At 73.0% G+C, this 17,384-nt stretch carries 16 protein-coding genes; 4 read left to right on the top strand and 12 right to left on the bottom strand.

Features of this window, described 5'->3' with window-relative positions; genetic code table 11:
• Positions 1-24: 24 nt before the first annotated feature.
• On the bottom strand, positions 25-645 hold the full coding sequence (locus ACNTMW_RS20100; RefSeq protein ID WP_426635229.1) for a hypothetical protein: 621 nt from the start codon (positions 643-645) through the stop codon (positions 25-27).
• Positions 646-667: 22 nt separating this feature from the next.
• Positions 668-1,228 carry a M48 metallopeptidase family protein gene (locus ACNTMW_RS20095; RefSeq protein ID WP_426635228.1) on the bottom strand — a complete coding sequence of 187 codons (561 nt, stop codon included), beginning with the start codon at positions 1,226-1,228 and terminating at the stop codon, positions 668-670.
• Between the two features lie 416 nt (positions 1,229-1,644).
• On the opposite strand from ACNTMW_RS20095, the gene ACNTMW_RS20090 reads away from it, so the two are divergent.
• From ACNTMW_RS20090 to ACNTMW_RS20080, 3 genes are all read left to right on the top strand, one after another.
• A complete protein-coding gene (locus tag ACNTMW_RS20090; RefSeq protein ID WP_426635364.1) occupies positions 1,645-1,800 on the top strand; it encodes a DUF5679 domain-containing protein in 156 nt (51 codons plus the stop codon).
• A 282-nt stretch (positions 1,801-2,082) separates the two neighbouring features.
• On the top strand, positions 2,083-3,153 hold the full coding sequence (locus ACNTMW_RS20085) for a hypothetical protein (RefSeq protein ID WP_426635227.1): 1,071 nt from the start codon (positions 2,083-2,085) through the stop codon (positions 3,151-3,153).
• A gap of 4 nt (positions 3,154-3,157) precedes the next feature.
• Positions 3,158-4,474: an ABC1 kinase family protein gene (locus ACNTMW_RS20080; protein ID WP_426635226.1), complete on the top strand. Its 1,317-nt coding sequence runs from the start codon at positions 3,158-3,160 to the stop codon at positions 4,472-4,474.
• A 225-nt stretch (positions 4,475-4,699) separates the two neighbouring features.
• On the opposite strand, the gene ACNTMW_RS20075 is transcribed toward ACNTMW_RS20080, so the two are convergent.
• From ACNTMW_RS20075 to ACNTMW_RS20060, 4 genes are all read right to left on the bottom strand, one after another.
• Positions 4,700-4,855, bottom strand: coding sequence for a hypothetical protein (locus tag ACNTMW_RS20075; RefSeq protein ID WP_426635225.1), 156 nt, complete (start codon positions 4,853-4,855; stop codon positions 4,700-4,702).
• A 97-nt stretch (positions 4,856-4,952) separates the two neighbouring features.
• Positions 4,953-5,333, bottom strand: coding sequence for a WhiB family transcriptional regulator (locus ACNTMW_RS20070; protein WP_426635224.1), 381 nt, complete (start codon positions 5,331-5,333; stop codon positions 4,953-4,955).
• A 118-nt stretch (positions 5,334-5,451) separates the two neighbouring features.
• Positions 5,452-5,757 carry a hypothetical protein gene (locus tag ACNTMW_RS20065; protein ID WP_426635223.1) on the bottom strand — a complete coding sequence of 102 codons (306 nt, stop codon included), beginning with the start codon at positions 5,755-5,757 and terminating at the stop codon, positions 5,452-5,454.
• A 167-nt stretch (positions 5,758-5,924) separates the two neighbouring features.
• The gene (locus ACNTMW_RS20060; protein ID WP_426635222.1) at positions 5,925-8,066 is read right to left on the bottom strand and encodes an ATP-dependent DNA helicase UvrD2; all 2,142 of its coding nucleotides are present in this window, start codon (positions 8,064-8,066) and stop codon (positions 5,925-5,927) included.
• A 77-nt stretch (positions 8,067-8,143) separates the two neighbouring features.
• Between ACNTMW_RS20060 and ACNTMW_RS20055 the strand changes: the two genes are divergently transcribed.
• Complete coding sequence (locus tag ACNTMW_RS20055) at positions 8,144-8,389, top strand: mycoredoxin (RefSeq protein WP_426635221.1); 246 nt, start codon at positions 8,144-8,146, stop codon at positions 8,387-8,389.
• An 11-nt stretch (positions 8,390-8,400) separates the two neighbouring features.
• Here the strand turns inward: ACNTMW_RS20055 and nudC are convergent, their stop codons facing one another.
• The 6 genes from nudC to ACNTMW_RS20025 form a co-directional block, all read right to left on the bottom strand.
• Complete coding sequence (gene nudC, locus ACNTMW_RS20050; RefSeq protein ID WP_426635220.1) at positions 8,401-9,396, bottom strand: NAD(+) diphosphatase; 996 nt, start codon at positions 9,394-9,396, stop codon at positions 8,401-8,403.
• Between the two features lie 10 nt (positions 9,397-9,406).
• A complete protein-coding gene (locus ACNTMW_RS20045; protein WP_426635219.1) occupies positions 9,407-10,729 on the bottom strand; it encodes a M16 family metallopeptidase in 1,323 nt (440 codons plus the stop codon).
• Positions 10,726-12,045 carry a M16 family metallopeptidase gene (locus ACNTMW_RS20040; protein ID WP_426635218.1) on the bottom strand — a complete coding sequence of 440 codons (1,320 nt, stop codon included), beginning with the start codon at positions 12,043-12,045 and terminating at the stop codon, positions 10,726-10,728. The genes ACNTMW_RS20045 and ACNTMW_RS20040 overlap by 4 nt, the downstream gene beginning before the upstream one ends.
• Positions 12,046-12,205: 160 nt before the next feature.
• Positions 12,206-12,940, bottom strand: coding sequence for a hypothetical protein (locus ACNTMW_RS20035; protein ID WP_426635217.1), 735 nt, complete (start codon positions 12,938-12,940; stop codon positions 12,206-12,208).
• 619 nt (positions 12,941-13,559) lie between these two features.
• Positions 13,560-13,751 (bottom strand): hypothetical protein, encoded by a 192-nt coding sequence (locus ACNTMW_RS20030; protein WP_426635216.1) that lies wholly within the window; start codon positions 13,749-13,751, stop codon positions 13,560-13,562.
• A 96-nt stretch (positions 13,752-13,847) separates the two neighbouring features.
• Positions 13,848-17,180: an ATP-dependent helicase gene (locus tag ACNTMW_RS20025; protein ID WP_426635215.1), complete on the bottom strand. Its 3,333-nt coding sequence runs from the start codon at positions 17,178-17,180 to the stop codon at positions 13,848-13,850.
• Positions 17,181-17,384 lie beyond the last annotated feature (204 nt).

Here is a 17,384-nt window from a genome sequence, read left to right as displayed (position 1 = left end):
GCCCGGACCGGTCGCCCGTGGGGCCTATGACCCCGTCAGGTGTCCACGATCTCCGGCGGAGAGCAGGGTCCGGGTCGCCTCCCAGCCTTCGAGCGCCGGGTCGAGCCGGGCGAGGTCGGCCGGCGTGCGCAGCCGGTGCCAACCGGGCGTGACCGCCACCACCGCCCGGCGCGGCGCCACCTCGCGGAGGTCCTCGGGCCGGCCGGTGTCCAGGTCCACCGCGGGCAGCCAGTCGGGCACCGGCAACCGGCTCGCCACGCCCAGCAGCCCGCCGCCGGCCGCCGGCGCCACCGCGACCGTCCGGCTGGTCAGCGGCTGGAGCAGCTTGCCGATCAGCATCCCGGGCAGATCGGGGGCGTCCGCCACGAGAACCGCGCCCAGCTCATAGCCGTCGGCGGCGGCCGCTCGCAGGGCGTGGGCCGGGGTGGCCGCGGGGAGTTCGTACACCGGCGTGCCGGGCCAGGACACCTCCGCCGCCAGGGACCGGTCGCCCGGACCCACCGCGATCGCCGGTTCGGCCGCGGCGAGCGTACTGAGCAGGTCGACCACGTCCTCCGCCAGCGCCCGCCGCCACGTCGCCCGGTCGATGCCCGGCGGGGCCCAGCTCACGTCGTGGAGCAGGGCGATCACGACCCGGCGGCTCATGCCGCCACCCATTGTCGTCCGGTCATTCGTCGTCACTCATCCCGAGGCAGGCGGCGGCGGACACCCCCTCAAGATAGCCGCGGGCCCGCTCGGTCCTGGGGTACCGGGCGACCAGCGCCCAGAAGCCGGTGCTGTGGCTGGGCACCACCAGGTGGGCGAGTTCGTGCAGCAGCACGTAGTCGACCACCCAGTCGGGCATCTCCTGCACCCGGTGCGAGATGCGGATCGTGCCGTCGGCCGGGGTGCACGAACCCCACCGGCCGTTCTGGTTGGTCACCCACCGCACGCTCACCGGCCGCGCCGCGGCGGGGTGGTCGCCGAGGTAGCGGGCGGCCAGCCGCTCCGCCCGCGTCTGGAGGGCCGCATCGGTACGCCGGCTGCGCTGCTCGCGCGCGTCCAGGCGCTCCAGCATCCGGTCGACCCACTCGCGCTCCTCGGCGCGGGAGAACTGGGCGGGGATCAGGACGACGACCCGCTCACCCTCGCGGTACGCGGACACGGTCCGCCGGCGGCGCTGGCTGCGTCGCACTTCGACAACCGGCTTGCGCAGGACGTTCTCGCGCAGCCCGGGGGTAGTGCCCACGTGGGCACGCTAGCCGGCCTCTGCCCATGGGGCGCAAGAGTCAATTCTCCGGCAGCTGCCCGGATGAGGACGTTTACAGCTATCTTGCCGGAAAGATTCCTAGGGAGCGACTCGCCGTGCGGCACGCCTGATTCACCGGCGCGTCACCGGTTGTCCACTGCCACCCACACCCTTACCCACAGAGTTATCCACAAGCTGTGGACAATAATCAGTCGGCGTGTCTCGCATAACCACACTTTCCACGGGACTCCGACAAGGCAGACTCACGTGGTCGACTCGCTCATCGGGGGTCGACGTGGTACCGCTGCCCACCGCTGAGCCGGTGGGGGTGGCGGAACCCCGTCGACGGGTCCGAGCGGGCGGTTCGGCGGACAAGACCGTCGGCGAACCGTGCCGGCGGGAACAATGAGGAGGGCATCGTGGCCGAGACCTACAACGGCTACTGCGTCAAGTGCAAGGAAAAGCGTGACTTCCAGGGCGAGGTCGCCGTATCCAAGACCGGCATGAAGATGGCGAAGGGCGCCTGCCCGGTTTGCGGTACGACCGTCAACCGGATCCTGGGCAAGGCCTGACGCTTCCGGTAGCCGGACGGGGGGGCTACGACTGGTCCGGCCCGCGTACCAGCGGGTCCGGACCGGTCCCCGGCCGGCCGACGACAGAAACGACCCGGCCCGGTCCCCCGCCGGCCGGTGACGCAAACCGCCGGGAGCCTCCCGGCCGATGATTGAAATCCGACACCTCGTCTCACCCCGTGTGGACAACCCGCGGTCCCGCTGTGGACCACGCCCCCACGCCGCCACCCGGCTGTGGACAACCACCCCGGCCCGGCCGCCCGCGCCACCACCATCAGGCGCATGGACCGACCGACGCTGCTGCCGCACCTGCGCCCGCTCTGGCGCGACCGCACCACGCTCCAACTCGGCACCGACCCCGACCGCGCGGTCGTCGTCGAGTTCTCCCCACCCGTCTCCGCCCGGATCCTCGGCCTGCTCGACGGCGCCCGCACCGAACGGGCGGTCCTCGCCGACGCCGCCACCCTCGGCATCCCGCCCGAGCAGGTCACCGCGGTACTCACGGCGCTGCGCCAGGCCGGTGTCCTGATCGGCGCCCGGGCGCTGCTGCCGACCGGGCTGCCGGACGCCCAGCGCCGCCGACTGGCCGGCGAGGCGGCGGCACTGGCCATGCGCGGCCCCGCCGCGGGCACCGGTACCCCTGCCCAACTGCTCCGCCGGCGCCTCGCCGCCCGGGTCCTCGTCACCGGGCAGGCCCGACTGGCCGCCCCGATCGCCGCGACCCTGGCCGCGTCCGGCGTGGGCCACGTCGGGGTACGGGTACCCGGCCCGGTCACCGTCCACGACGTGATACCCGGTGGCCTGTCCCCGTCCGACGTCGGCCGGCCCGCCGCCGAGGCGGTCACGGCCGCGGTCGTGCGTGCCGCACCGGACGTCGACGTGACGGCGCTGCGCCCCGGGGAGGCAACCTTCGTCGTCCGGGTCGGCTTCGACGCCACCCCGGCCGCGCTGGTCGCCCGCGGCTACGCCCGGCGCCGCCTACCGCACCTCGCGGTGGCCGTACGTGACGGTGCGGTGGTGATCGGACCGTTCGTACCCCCGGCCGGGTCACCCTGTCTGGCCTGCCTCGACCTGCACCGCGGGGACCGGGACCCGGCCTGGGAAACGCTCGCGGCCCAGTTGGCCACCGAACCGCCGGCGGCCGGGGCCTGCGCCGCGACGACCGCCCTGATCGGCGCCGGGTACGCGGTCGCCGAGGTGCTCGCGTACCTGGACGGGGACGCACCGCGCACCCGGGGAGCTACCATCGAGATCGCCGGTGCCGGCGGCGAGAAGCGGCGCAGTTGGCCCCCGCATCCCCGGTGTGATTGCCGACAAACTCGCCGATCGTTGTCAAGACCAGGTAAGAATTGACGCAATGACCGACATCCCCCGCCGCGCCGTCAGCCGTTCGGCCAAGTTGGCGTCACTCCCGATCGGATTCGCCGGCCGAGCCGCCCTGGGCCTGGGCAAGCGCGTCACCGGCCTGGCCACCGAAGTGATCTCCGCCGAGGTGCAGCAGCGCACCGCCGAGCACCTGTTCAGCGTGTTAGGACAGCTCAAGGGCGGGGCGATGAAGTTCGGCCAGGCGCTGTCGGTCTTCGAGGCCGCACTGCCCGAGGAGATGGCCGGCCCGTACCGGGCCGCGCTCACGAAGCTGCAGGAGGCCGCGCCGCCGCTGCCGGCGACCAGCGTCCACAAGGCGATCGCCGCGGAGTTGGGCGCCGACTGGCGGGAGCGGTTCCGCGAGTTCGACGACAAGCCGGCCGCCGCCGCGAGCATCGGGCAGGTGCACCGCGGGGTGTGGTCCGACGGGCGCGCCGTGGCGGTCAAGGTGCAGTACCCCGGCGCCGGCGACGCCCTCGTCTCCGACCTCAACCAGCTCGGCCGGCTGGCGAACCTGTTCCGCGTGATCCAGCCCGGCCTGGACGTGAAGCCGCTGGTCAGCGAGTTGAAGGCGCGGATCGTGGAGGAGCTCGACTACGAGCTCGAAGCCGAGGCGCAGCGGGCGTTCGCGGCCGCGTACGCCGACGACGACATGATCTACGTTCCGTCGGTGGTGGCGTCCTCGCCCCGGGTGCTGGTCACCGAGTGGGTGGACGGCACCCCCCTGTCGTCGCTGATCGCCGACGGCACGGAGCCCGACCGGGACGCCGCCGGTGAACGGCTGGCGCTGCTGCACTTCTCCGCGCCGCACCTGACCGAAGGGCTGCTGCACGCCGACCCGCACCCGGGCAACTTCCGCGTCCTCCCCGACGGCCGGCTCGCCGCGCTCGACTTCGGCGCGGTCGCCCGGATCCCCGACGGCCTGCTCGAACAGGTCGGGCGGTTGACCCGGCTGGCGCTGGAGGGCGACGCCGACGCGGTCCTCGCCGGGCTGCGCGAGGAGGGCTTCGTCAAGCCCGACCTGGAGATCGACGCGCAGGCCGTCCTCGACTACCTGGTGCCCATCCTGGAGCCGCTCGCGGCGGACGAGTTCCGGTTCAGCCGGGCGTGGCTGCGCGCCGAGGCGATCCGGCTGGCGAATCCGCGCAGCGCCGCCTACCAGCTCGGCCGCAACCTGAACCTGCCGCCGTCGTACCTGCTGGTGCACCGGGTGACGCTCGGCTCGATCGGCGTGCTGTGCCAGTTGGAGGCGCGGGCCCGGTACCGGGAGGTCGTCGAGGAGTGGCTGCCGGGATTCCGCCCCTCCTGACCCGGCCACCGCCGTGATCGTCACCACTTCCGGGTAGTTGTGGCCCCGGAGGCACCCGGAGACGACGGCTTCCCGGACGTTGCGGTGATCATGGGGGGGGTACGGCGACGGCGCCCCCACCCCCCGTCGAGGGTGAGGGCGCCGTTGATGGTGGTCGCCCGGTGAGCGGGCCTCATTCGCCCGGTGAGCGGGCCTCGGTCGCGCGGTGAGTGAACTCGCCGGCGACTATTCGCCCAGCAGGCGGGTCTGCTCGCGGCGCGCGTGCATCGCGATCTGCCGGGCGGGACGGTGAGCCTCAGAAATCCCCATTTCCTGAGGCCGACGCATTCGCGCCCGGGACAGCGCTTCGTTGATGAGTTGGATACCGGTACCAATCTTCACGGTGGTGCTCCTCTGTCGCATCGTGACGCGTACTTCATGGGGCCGGACCGACCGCGACGGTCGCGATCGACGGCTGGCGGGCTTACGGATCGTCATGTCAGGCCGCCACTCCCGCGACGACGGCCGCGGTACGAGCCGCGACCTCGGTGCGCAGAACAGCGTCCCGGGCGACATCCTCCTTACGCGGGCGGCCACGGGGCCGCTTGCGCGGCACCACCGCGCCCCGCTCGAAGATCTCGCCGCCCCACACGCCCCAGGGCTCGGCTCGCTCCAGGGCGCCGGCCAGGCACTCCGCGCGGAGCGGACACTCCACGCACAGGGACTTGGCCAGTTCCAGTTCGGCGGGGGCGTCGGAGAACCACAGGTCCGGGTCGAACGTGCGGCAGGGCAGCTCCGACTTCAGGCCGGACGCCGAAACGGGTGGACGGTCCGTACCCAGCTCGACACTCAGGTCGAGGGGTGCCGTCGCCAGACTCATTCCGGTCACCTCTCTTTCTGCTCGGGGGTCTTGATTACTCGTGGCAAAAGACTGAGGCCGCGGATCCCGGTTGCGGGTTCCGCGGCCTCGAGGTGAGCCGGTGGTCTAGGTGATCTACCTAGACCGGCCTTCCTCGAGGTGGAACTCCGCGGACATCGCCGAAGATCATTTCGATCGTGGCGGTGTCCTTGGCCTTACGCCCGTACGTGGAGGCACTGCGCCCCTCGACACGGACCTGCTGCTGAGCCTGGATCTGCGACGTGCCGGCGACCTGTCCCGCCCACCGGACAGCCGGCTGGCCCACCGCTACGAGGGCGGGGACGCTGGCAGCGAGAGCGACATGCGCACCGGGCACCTGAGCGTGGACGGCAGGCAGCGCAGCGGGCAGCGTGGACGGTCGCCCGTTGATGGTCATGAGCTCCATGTCGTCCACCTCCCTGTCTGCTGTCGTCGCGACTCGGTACGCGCCGTGGTGGTTGGCGTGAATGATCTACCGTCCACCCGCGCCCGGCAAGAATCGCTGCCGTCCGCGTGGCGTGTCAGCAGGCTATTCCCGGCCGCCACGACGGGGCAAACGATTTTTCGAAGAAGTTACCCAAGATTTTTTGGCGCAAGATCATCGATGTCCGCGCCGGCGATCAACGCGAGCACCGCCTCACCGTACAGGCCGAGCTTGCGGGGGCCGATGCCGGCGATCGTGGCCAGCTCCTCCAACCGCTCCGGCCGGCGTTCGGCCAGCGCGGTCAGCGTCGCGTCGGTGAACACCACGTACGCGGGAACTTTCTGCTCCGACGCGACCCGGATGCGCCACTCCCGCAGCCGCTCGAACAGTTCCTCGTCGATGGACGAGGGGCAGGTCGAGCACCGGCCGAGCTTGCGGTCGGCACCGCTGACCAGCGTGCTGCCGCACACCCGGCAGAGCACGACCGCGATCCGGCGGCGCGTACCGTCGGATTTCTGACTCTGGCGCACCGGGGCGCGCCCGGCCTCGGGGTCCAGCGACGGCAGGAACCGGCACGGCCGGCGGTGCCGGCCACCGGGCGCGCGGGAGCCGCCGTACGACAGCCACAGCCACGTCCGGGCCCGGGTCACACCGACATAGAGCAGCCGGCGCTCCTCCTCGACCGCCTCGGGCGTCCGCGCGTACACCGTCGGCAGCGTGCCCTCCGCGAGCCCGACCAGGAAGACGGCATCCCATTCGAGCCCCTTCGCCGCGTGCAGCGACGCCAGCGTGACCCCCTCGACGGTCGGGACGTGCTGCACCGCCGCCCGGCGGGCCAGCTCCTCCCCGAACGCCTCCAGCGTGGCCGGCCTGGGCTCCGCGCCGGGCAGCGGGATCGCGGCCGCCGTGGCGTACTCCTCGGCGAGGTTGACCAGGGCGGCGAGCGCCTCCCACTGCTCGCGCGCGTGACCTCCGCCGGGCGGGGCGTCCGGCCGCCAGCCGACCGCCTCCAGCGCCGCGACGACGGCCTCCCGCAGCGGGGTGTCCGCCGGCGTGGTGCGCGTCGCGGCCCGCAGCGCCACCATCGCCTGCCGGATCTCGGCGCGCTCGAAGAAGCGCTCCGCGCCCCGGACGACGACCGGTACGCCGGCCTCGGCCAGCGCCTCCTCGTAGCTCTGGGACTGCGCGTTGGTGCGGAACAGCACGGCGATCCCGCTCGCCGGGGTGCCGGCGGCGATCAGCTCGGCACAGCGCTTCGCCACGGCCGCCGCCTCCGCCGGCTCGTCGGGGAAGACCCGCAGCTCCGGCTCCGGGCCGGCGGGGCGCTGGCCCACCAGTTCCAGGCGCAGCCGGGCGAGGTCACCGCGGGCCTGCGAGATCACGGCGTTGGCCAGGCCGACCACCTGCGGGGTGGACCGGTAGTCGCGCACCAGGCGGACCACGGTCGCCCCCGGGTACTTCCGGGGGAAGTCGACCAGGTAGTTCGAGGTGGCCCCGGTGAACGAGTAGATCGTCTGACTGGCGTCACCGACCACCGTCACGTCGTCGCGGTCCCCCAGCCACGTCTCCAACAGCTTCTGCTGCACCGGGTTGACGTCCTGGTACTCGTCGACCACGAAGTGCCGGTACTGCGCGCGGATCTGCTCGCCGACGTCGGAGTGCTCCTCCATCGCCCACACCGCCGTGCGGAGCAGGTCCTCGAAGTCGATCACACCGCTGGAGCGCTTGACCCGCTCGTACGCCGCGTAGACCTCCGCCACCCGGGCCGGATCGACCGGTGGCTCGCGGTTGGCCTTCGCCGCGGCCACCGCGTACTCCGCGGGCTCCACCATCGACGACTTCGCCCACTCGATCTCGCTGGCGAGGTCACGGGCGGCCGTACGGTCGGCGCGCAGGCCCGCCCGGGCCGCCGCCAGCGCCACCAGCCGGGCCTTGCTGTCGACCACCTCCGGCAACTCGCGCCCGTTGAACAGCCGGGGCGCGAAGAAGCGCAACTGGCGCATCGCCGCGGCGTGGAACGTCCGCGCCTGCACGCCGCCGACCCCGAGGTCGGACAGCCGGGCCCGCATCTCGGCGGCCGCCCGCGCGGTGAACGTCACCGCCAGCACGTGCTGCGGTCGGACCTGCCCGGTCAGCACCCGGTGCGCGATGCGGTGGGTGATCGCCCTGGTCTTGCCGGTGCCCGCGCCGGCCAGGATGCACACCGGCCCGGCCTCGGCCACCACCGCCGCGCGCTGCTCGTCGTCCAGGCCCGCGAGTACCCGCCCGGTGGTTGTCGAAGATTGCGCCACAACGAGGAATCATCTCAGGTCCGTCCGACGTTCTCCCCGTTGCACGAGCCAAGGTCCAGCTTTCGGAGGCGACCAGCATGATCACTATGTACTCGACGCCGTGGTGCGGCTACTGCCACCGGCTCAAGAGCCAGCTCGACCGGGAGGGAATCGGGTACACGGTCGTCGACATCGAACAGGACGAGGCCGCGGCCCAGTTCGTGATGAGCGCCAACGGCGGCAACCAGACCGTGCCGACGCTGCGGTTCGCCGACGACTCGACGCTCACCAACCCGACGATCGTGCAGGTCAAGGCCCATCTCGAGGCACTGGCCACGCGCTGAGCGGCGACGGTCTACGCGTGGAGCCAGACGCGTACCAGATAGTGCGCGATCGACGAGGCCATCGGTAGGCCGAAGTCGGTCTCGTCCCCGGCGAGACTGCGGGCCACCTCCGCACGGGTGAACCAGCGCGCATCCGCGATCTCGTCCGCGTCGACCCGGATCGGCTGGTCCGGGTCGGCGACGGCGAGGTAACCCAGCATCAGCGAGCCCGGGAACGGCCAGGCCTGGCTGGCGACGTACGTCACGTCCCGGACAGCCACCCCGACCTCCTCGGCGATCTCGCGCGCCACGGTGGCCTCGGCCGGCTCACCCGGCTCGACGAATCCCGCCAGGCAGGAGTACCGCCGGGTCCAGTCGGGCGCCGTCCACGCGCGGTTGTGGCCGAGCAGGCAACGGCCGTCCGGACCGGCGACGCCGTCGTGCACCAGCACGATCACCGCCGGATCGGTACGCGGGAACAGCATCTCGCCGTCGTCGGTCACCCGGGTCCAGCCCGCCTGGGCGGGCGTGGTCGGCTTGCCGGTACGCGGCGAGTACCGGTGCCGGTCGTGCCAGTTGACCAGCGCCACGGTGGTGACGAACAGGCTCGCGTCGGGCTCGGGCAGCACGTGGCCGACCTCCCGCACGTTCGCGGCACGGGTACCCGTCGGCGGAGTGATCGGCCCCGGAACCGCGAAGTACACCCGCCCGTCCGGGCCCTCGCCCAGGAAGTACCGCTCGGCGGCCGGATCCACCTCGGCGGCTGGGGTGAGCACCAGCCCCGGGGGTTCGTCACGGATCAGCGCGCGGCCGGCGTGGACCCGGACGACCAGCGCGTCGGCCCACGCCCGCGCCAGCCAGTCCGGGTCGGTACGGCGGTGTGCCGCCCGGTCGATCGCGGCGCCGAGCGGCGGGCCCGGCCGGCTGCCGGGCGGCAGCGACAGCGCCTCCGCCCGGACCGACCCGGACTGGCCCACCCCGTTCGCCCGACTCAACTCGCTCTGGTTCACTCCGCTGACCAGCCTCATTCGCTCGGGTTCACTCCGTTTCGCTCCCCACCCGGGCCACCGGGGTCAACGCCGACAGCGCCGGCTCGATCCGGTCGGCGTCGCCGAGCACCAGGCTGACCGCCCGGGCCGGCGCAAGGTAGCGGGCCGCGGCCTCGGCGACGTCGTCGACGGTCACCTTCGCCAGCCGCTCGGCGTGGTCGGCCAGGTAGTCCAGCCGCAGCCCGAACCCCGCGTACGTGACCGCGAGCCCGGCGAGCCCGGCCTGGGTCGACATGCCCAGCTGGAGCGTGCCCAGCGCGTACTGGCGGGCCTGCTCCAGCTCGTCGGAGCGCGGCGGCAGGCTGGCCAGGCGGCCCAGCTCGTACAGGGTCTCCAGCAGCGCCGGGGCGGTCACCTCGGTCGCCACCTCGGCGGCCACGACCAGCGACGAACCGGCGACGGCGTGCTCGATCATCGAGTGCGGCCCGTACGTGTAGCCCTTGTCCTCGCGGATGTTCTCCACCCAGCGCGACGAGAAGTACCCGCCGAAGACCAGGTTGGCCAGTTGCAGCGCGGCGTGGTCGGGGTGGGTACGGGGTACGGCCGGCAGCGCCAGCCGCAGCGACGACTGCACCGCCTCCGGCCGGTCGACCAGCGTCAGCGGTCCGGGCTCCAGTTCCGGCGCCTTCGGCAGGCTGGCCTCCTTGCCGGCGCCGTCCCAGCCGGACAGCGCCCGCTCGGCGGCGTCGATGGCCTTCTGCGGCGCGACGTCACCGACGATGACCAGGATCGCGCCGGCCGGGTGTACCCGGTCGGCGTGCAGCGTGCGCAGCCCGCCCGGCGTCACCGCCCGTACCTGCTCCGGGGTGGGCGTCTGGACCGCGTACGGGTGCTTGCCGTAGACCCGCCGCAGCAGCGCCTCCCGGGCCAGGTGCGCGGGCTGGCTCAGCGCGACCCGGATCCGGTCGGCCAGCCGCCCCCGCTCGGTGGCGACCTCGTCGGCCGGGTAGGCCGCGCCGGTCAGTACCGAGGCCATGATCTCCAGTAGCCGGTCCAGCCCGCCGGCCAGCGCGTTGCCCGACACGAGCAGCCGGTCGGGGTCGGCGCCGGCGTTCAGGCCGCCACCCACCTTCTGCAGCTCGGCGGCGATCTCGATCCCGCTGTGCTCCGCGGTACCCGACAGCATGGTCTGGGTCAGCACGGCCGCCCTGCCCAGGTTGGCGCGGGCGAACGGTACCCGCAGCCGGACCTCGACCAGCGGTACGGCCGGCCGGCGGATCGCCAGCACGGTCAGGCCGTTCGGCAGCGTCTGCTCGACGACCTTGGGCAGCTTCAGCGGGCGGTTCGGCCCGAGCGCGGGTAGCTCCCTCACTTGTTACCTCCCCCGGGGATGACCTCGACGGACGCCCGCCGCTGCGTGGTGAGGCTCGCCGCTGCGGCCAGGACCTGCTCCTCGGTCACCTCGGCGATCAGCCTCGGCAGGTCGTTGACCAGTTCGGGCGCGCCGCGCTGCTGTTCGAGCACGGCCATCTGCAGGCACCGGCCGAGTACCGCGTCCACGTCCCGCAGCAGGTGCGTGGCCATCCTGGCCTGGGTACGCGCCAGCTCGCCGGCCGCGAGGCCGTCGTTGGCGAGCCGCTGGCACTCCTCGTCGATCGTCGCCATGACCTTGCCGACGTCACCGCCGGGCGGCAGGTGGGCCTGGAGCACGAACGCCGTGGGGTCGCGCACCGCGAACGGCTCGCCCATGAACCCCAGGTACCCGCCGACGCTGGTGACGCTGCGGTCGCGTAGCACCATCCGCTCGACCAGGCGGGAGGCGTCGCCGTCGGTGAGCACCTCGGCGAGCACCACGTACGGCAGGTAGCCGGCCAGGTCGTCGATCGGGTCCGGTACCCGCCAGGCCGCGGCGACGGCGGGCAGCGGCGCCAGCCGGTCGGTGTACGACTCGCGCCGCTCGGCGGTGAGGTCCGGCTCGGTGAAGTCCGGCCGGACCGGGGCCTTGCGGGCGGGTACGTCCCCGAAGTGCCGCTCGACCAGCGCGGTCGCCTCCGCGACGTCGAAGTCGCCGGAGACCGCCAGGACCGCGTTGCCGGCGGCGTAGTAGCGCTGGAAGAACTCCGCGGCGTCGGAGACGGTCGCCGCCTCCAGGTCGTCGAACGAGCCGTACCCGTCGTGGGCGTTGGGGTACGTGTCGAACATGACCGGCGGCAGCTTCAGCCACGGGAACCCGCCGTACGGCCGGTTGAGCACGTTGACCCGGATCTCCTCCTTGACCACGTCGACCTGGTTGCGGAGGTTCTCACTCGTCAGTCGGGGCCCGCGCATGCGGTCGGCCTCCAGGAACAGCGCCCGTTCCAGCGCGTTCGACGGCAGCGTCTCGAAGTAGTCGGTGTAGTCCAGGTGGGTCGACCCGTTGAACGTGCCACCGGAGCCCTGGACATGTCGGAAGTGGGCGAGCTTCTCGAGATTCTCCGAGCCCTGGAACATCAGGTGCTCGAACAGGTGCGCGAACCCCGTGCGCCCCTCCGGTTCGGAGCGGATGCCGACGTCGTAGACGACGGCGACGCCCACAACCGGGGCGCTACGGTCGGGTGCGAGCACGACGCGCAGGCCGTTGGGCAGCGTCAGGCGCTCGACGGGGTACTTGGTGGCCGGTATCCGGACGGCGGACCTACGTGCAGACACCCTTGCGACACTAACCGGTCCGGCGCTGCTCCGATCATCCCACCGGGCGTACCACGCCTTATCGCCTCGGGCGACGGCTCATCGCAACGGGCAAAGTCCCATGCACCGGGCTCATCGCACCGGCGCTCGTCTCACACCGGCGCTCGTCGCGTCGGGCTCATCACGTCGGGCGGACCGAGTTCAGGACGGTGTCGACGACCGAGTCGTAGTCGCGATGGGTACCCGGAATGGACACGTACAGGACGGCGGCCCGGGGCCGGCCGACGTCGACGAGCGCCACCCCGACGAGCTCGTCAGTGGCCTTGAGTCCCTTTTCGTGGAAATGCATCCGGAACGTGGTCACCCAGGCCGGCCGGCCGCCGAGGGTGGTCTGCTCGTCCCGGATCATGTCGGCCCGGTTGGGCTGGGGGTAGTACTCGGCCCGCACGTCCGCGGCCACCTGCCGCCCGGTGCACTCCAGATCAAGGGAGAGTGAGTCGTTGGTGGCCGCCGGCACCGAACCGGACAGGATCGACGCCAGGTACGTGTTGTGGGAGCCATTGTGGTCCACGTACGTTTCGGTGACGAAGTACTGGCCGGTCTGGTATGAGACGCCCAGCGTCCCCTTGGTCCACACGTCGCGCCAGGGCAGCCACGGGTCGCCGAACGCCGCGTACGAGATGCCCGAGTTGCTGTCGGTGGTACGGGGACCGGGCGGCGGTGGCGGTGCCGGCGCACCGCTGGCGGTGTCCCCGGACGGTGGCGGGCACAGCTTCGCCAGGTCCGGCCGGGTGTCGGACGGGCCGGCCAGTCGGCGGCCGAACGGCGAACCGCCGCCGGTCAGCACCATCGCGAGGACCACGACCACCCCGACCGCGACCACGCCGATGGCGGCCCCGCCGAACCAGCGCAGCATCAGTCGGTCATGCCGTGCCGGGTCGACCGGCGGTGGTGCCGGTGTACCCGGGAAGGGGGCACCCGGGAGCGGAGCCGGTGCCGGGGTGGAACGGGTGACCGCGCCGGCCCGGTAGCCGACGGCTCCGGCCCGATACCGGTCCGCGCCGGCCGACGGTGCGGCGGGCGTGGCGGGCGGCGCCGGGACGGGCGTCGTGGGGACGGGCGTGACGGGCGTGACGGGCGTCGTGGGGACGGGCGTCGTGGGCGGCGCGGCGGGCGTCGGCGGTGGGTACACGAAACCGCCGGGCGGCTCACTCGAACCGGCCGGCGGTCGTTCCCACGGCGAACGCTGCTCGGTCATCTCCCCGCAAGTGTGGCAGGCCGCCCGGCCGCGTTTCACGTACACCGCACCAACTTCCATGATCATGAAGAGTTGGTGGGGCTCTGACCCGAGGGCGGTGGAGGCTGCCATCAAGGGGTGGGCCGGTTCGGGCAGGGTGCGGCGGGCGGAGGTCGCCGGCGGGGCGGCCGGGGTAGCAGTAGGAGGTTGCGGCTTTTACCTTGCGGACGCTGGTACGTCCCCGGCGGGACGCACACTCTTCACGATCATGAAAAGCGGAACGGCCGGCGTCGCAGAGTCAGCCGCGCGGCGCGGTCACGGCCGGCGGGTCGAACCGGACGACCGGAGGCTGCCCACCGGTCGCCAGCCACGGACCGAGCGCGAACACGGCCGCGGACACCACGCCGGCCAGCGCGACGGCGACGACGACCAGCAACTCCCCCACACCGGCCGCCCGTCGACCCATCACGACGCGCGCATCGACCCCCATCGCAGCCCTCCCCGATACCGCCACCGGACTCAGCATCCTTTAGACGTATCGAGGGGGCCAGAAAGTTGCCGGATACCGGTCAGAAATTCTTTTCCGTCAATTCTCTTCGTCGGCGTTCCCTGGACCGTCTCCGCGCCCGGCGCCATCGCCGCTCCCGATACCACCGGCACCCTCGGCCTTCCCGGCACCGGGCACGGCCGGGATCGCGGTGACGAGCGCGACCAGTCCCGCCTCGTCGAGCAGGTGCGACGGGCGGACCGTAACGCCGTCCCGGACGTAGACGAACGCCGCGCGTACCCGGTCGACCGGTACCCCGGCCAGCTCGGCCCAGGCCAGCCGGTAGGCGGCAAGCTGCACCTCGCCCTCCACCGCGGCGGCCGTCGGCGGCGGGGCGCCGGTCTTCCAGTGGACGACGTCGTAACCGCCGTCGGGGCATTCGAACACGGCGTCGATGCGTCCCCGGATCACCACGTCCTCGACGACGGTAGCGAACGGCACGGCCGTCCGTACCAGCGTCCGGTCGGCCCACTCCGTCGCCAGGAACCCCTCGCGCAGCAGTTCCAGGGCATCGTCATCGGCCTCGTCGGCGTCGGCGGCGCCCGGTAGCTCGTCGAGGTCGAGCAGCCCGTCGGCATGGAAGTGGCGCTCCAGCCACCGGTGGAAGGCGGTACCGCGCCTGGCGTACGGGGCGGGCCGCATCGGCAGCGGGCGGCGCAGCGCACCGGCCAGCCGCTCCGGGTCCCGGCGCAGCGTGGACAGTTGGGTGACGGTCAGATGCGGCGGCAGGACGACGTCGACCGGCGCGTCCGGGTCGGACGTGAGCCGGGCCCGCTCCGCCAGGAGCAGGTCCACCTCGTACGCCCAGAAGGGATCGTCCTCGACCGTCCCGTCCCGGCCGGCCATCGCGGCGCGGACCAGGTCGGCGGCCTCTTCGAGCGCCTGGCGGCGCGGGCCGAGCGGGTCGGCCGGCCAGCTCACCTTCGGCAGGTTCGCGATCATGGGATTGGTCGCGCCCTCGGCGGGGGCGTCGGCCCACCGGTCCACCTCACCGGCCCCGGCCAGGCACCGGTCCCGGATCTCCACCAGGAACGGCGACGGTCCTCGCGGCCGCTTGGTCGACTCGCCCCACCAGTACCCGCTGGCCAGCAGCAGCCGGCGCGGCCGGGTGACCGCGACGTACGCCAGCCGCCGCTCCTCGCGCTCGTCGTGCGCCTCCCAGGCCGCCTCGAACGCGTCGATCGCACGGGCCACCCCGCGCTGGTCGGTCGCCGTGGACAGGTCCAGCTCCGGCAGGCCGGCCCGGTCGCCGCGCAGCGCGAACGGCAGGGTTCCCAGGCCGTGCAGCCAGTGGTCACCGGAGTTGGGTCGACCGGGGAACATCCCCGCGGTCAGGCCGGCGACCGCCACCACGTCCCACTCCAGGCCCTTCGCCGCGTGCGCGGTGAGGATCTGCACCGCACCCTCGACCACGGCCACCTCGCCGGGTGCCAGCCCGCGCTCCTCGGTCTCGGCCGCCGCCAGGTACGCCAGGAAGGCAGACAGCGTCGGCGCCTCCGACTCGCCGGCGAACCGGGCCGCGATGTCGCCGAGCGTGTCGAGGTGGCCCCGGGCCAGGCCGGCGTCGCCGGGGCGGACCGCGACCTCGACGTCGAGGCCGATGGTGTGCTCCACGTCGTGGATCAGGTCGGGTAGTTGCTGGTCGAGGCGGCGGCGCAGGCCCCGCAGCTCCGCGGCGAACGCGGCGAACCGGCGGTACCCCTCCGGCGAGTACCGCTCCTCCGCCCCCAGGTCGTCGAGCGCCTCGACCAGCGCCGCCTCGTCGTCGCGGGTGGAGTACACCAGCGGCTCGTCCGGCACGCGCGACGCCGCCAGCTCGCGGGCCCGCCGGTGCAGTGCCACCAGGTCGCGCGGGCCGATCCGCCAGCGGGGACCGGTGAGCAGCCGCAGCAGGGCAGCCCCCTCGGCGGGGTCGGCGAGCACCCGCAGCGTGCTCACCACGTCACGGACCTCCGGCGTGTCGAGCAGGCCGCCCAGGCCGACGACCTCGACCGGTACGCCCCGCGTCCGCAGCGCCGTCTCCACGGCTGCGATCTGTGCCCGGGTACGCACCAGCACTGCCGTGGTGGGGCGGCGTTCGACCGCGATATCCGCGGGGTCGACGTCGTGACCGGCGCCGGCCGCGGTGCGCCAGGCCGCCACGATCCGGTCGCCGATCCAGGCCGCTTCCTCGGCGTAGGTCTCCAGGAGCGCACAGTGGACACCTCCGGTGGACAGCCGGGGCGCCACCGTGGGCGCGGCCATCAACCTGGCCACCCGGTGGCCGAGCGGCTCGGACAGCGCGTTGGCCACGTCGAGGATCTCGGGGCGGTTGCGCCAACTGGTCGTGAGCGTCAGCTCCCGCGCGGGCTTCCCGTCGGCCGCGGGGAACTCGGACGGGAACCGTTCGAGGGTTCCCGCGCTCGCCCCCCGCCAGCCGTAGATGGACTGGGCGGGGTCGCCGACCGCCGTCACCGGGTGCCCACCGCCGAACAGCCCCCGCAGCAGCACGATCTGGGCGTGGCTGGTGTCCTGGTACTCGTCGAGCAGCACCACCCGGTACCGGTCCCGCTCTACGCGGGCGACCTCCGGGTGGGCGGTCGCCACGGTCGCCGCCCGCGCGAGCTGGTCACCGAAGTCCATGGTCTCCAGCAGGAGCTTGCGGTCGGCATACCCACGCACCAGCGGCAACAGTTGCAGGCGGGCCTTCTGGCGGTCGAGGATCTCGCGTACCGACTTGAGCATCTTGCCCGGCCGGGACTCCACCTCGGCGAAGAACCGTCCCGTCCAGGCGGCGAGGTCGGCGGGGGTACGCAGGTGCTCGGACAGGTCGGCGGACAGCTTCAGGACCGCCTCGGTCACGGTCGTCGGCGCGACCAGTACGTGCGACATGTCGCCGTCGTAGGAGACGACGACGCCGTCGGCGAGCTGCCAGCAGGCCGCCTCGCTCAGCAGCCGGTGGGACGGCTCGTACCCGGCGCGCAGGCCGTGCTCGGCGACCACACGGGCGGCGTACGAGTGGTAGGTGGCGACCGTCGGCTCGCCGGTGATGAGGTCGTCACGGCCGAGCCGGCGGACGAGCTGCGACAGCCGCTGGCGCAACCGGTGCGCCAACTCACCGGCCGCCTTGCGGGTGAATGTGAGGCCGAGGACCTGCTCCGGCCGTACGTGCCCGTTGGCGACGAGCCAGACCACCCGGGCGGCCATCGTCTCGGTCTTGCCGGAGCCGGCGCCGGCGACCACGAGCAGCGGTTCGACCGGCGCCGCGATGACCTCGGTCTGCTGGGGCGTGGGTGGCGGTTGGCCGAGCAGCCGGGCCAGCTCCAGCGGGGTGAAGCGGGGGCCGGCGGTCGCCCGGGTTCTCGCGACCTCGAACAGCGCGTCCTGGGTCACCGCACCGCCTCCGAGGTCCTCACACCGCCGTCGCCGGACTCCAAGATCCACGCGCCGCCGCAGGGCTCCAAGATCCGCGCAATGTTTGAGATATTGCGGCTACCGACGTGGGGGTAGCCGCAAAGATTGCGACATTGCGCGGATCTTGGGGCGCAGGCGGGGACGGCGCGCCCGCGAGCGGGGACAGCGCGCCCGCGAGCGGGG

It is taken from the genome of Planosporangium spinosum, from assembly GCF_049999945.1.
In the GTDB taxonomy this organism is placed as follows: Bacteria; Actinomycetota; Actinomycetes; order Mycobacteriales; family Micromonosporaceae; genus Planosporangium; species Planosporangium spinosum.
The sequence above is the reverse complement of the archived record's forward strand: the minus strand, read 5'-3'. Positions and strand labels throughout refer to the sequence as shown.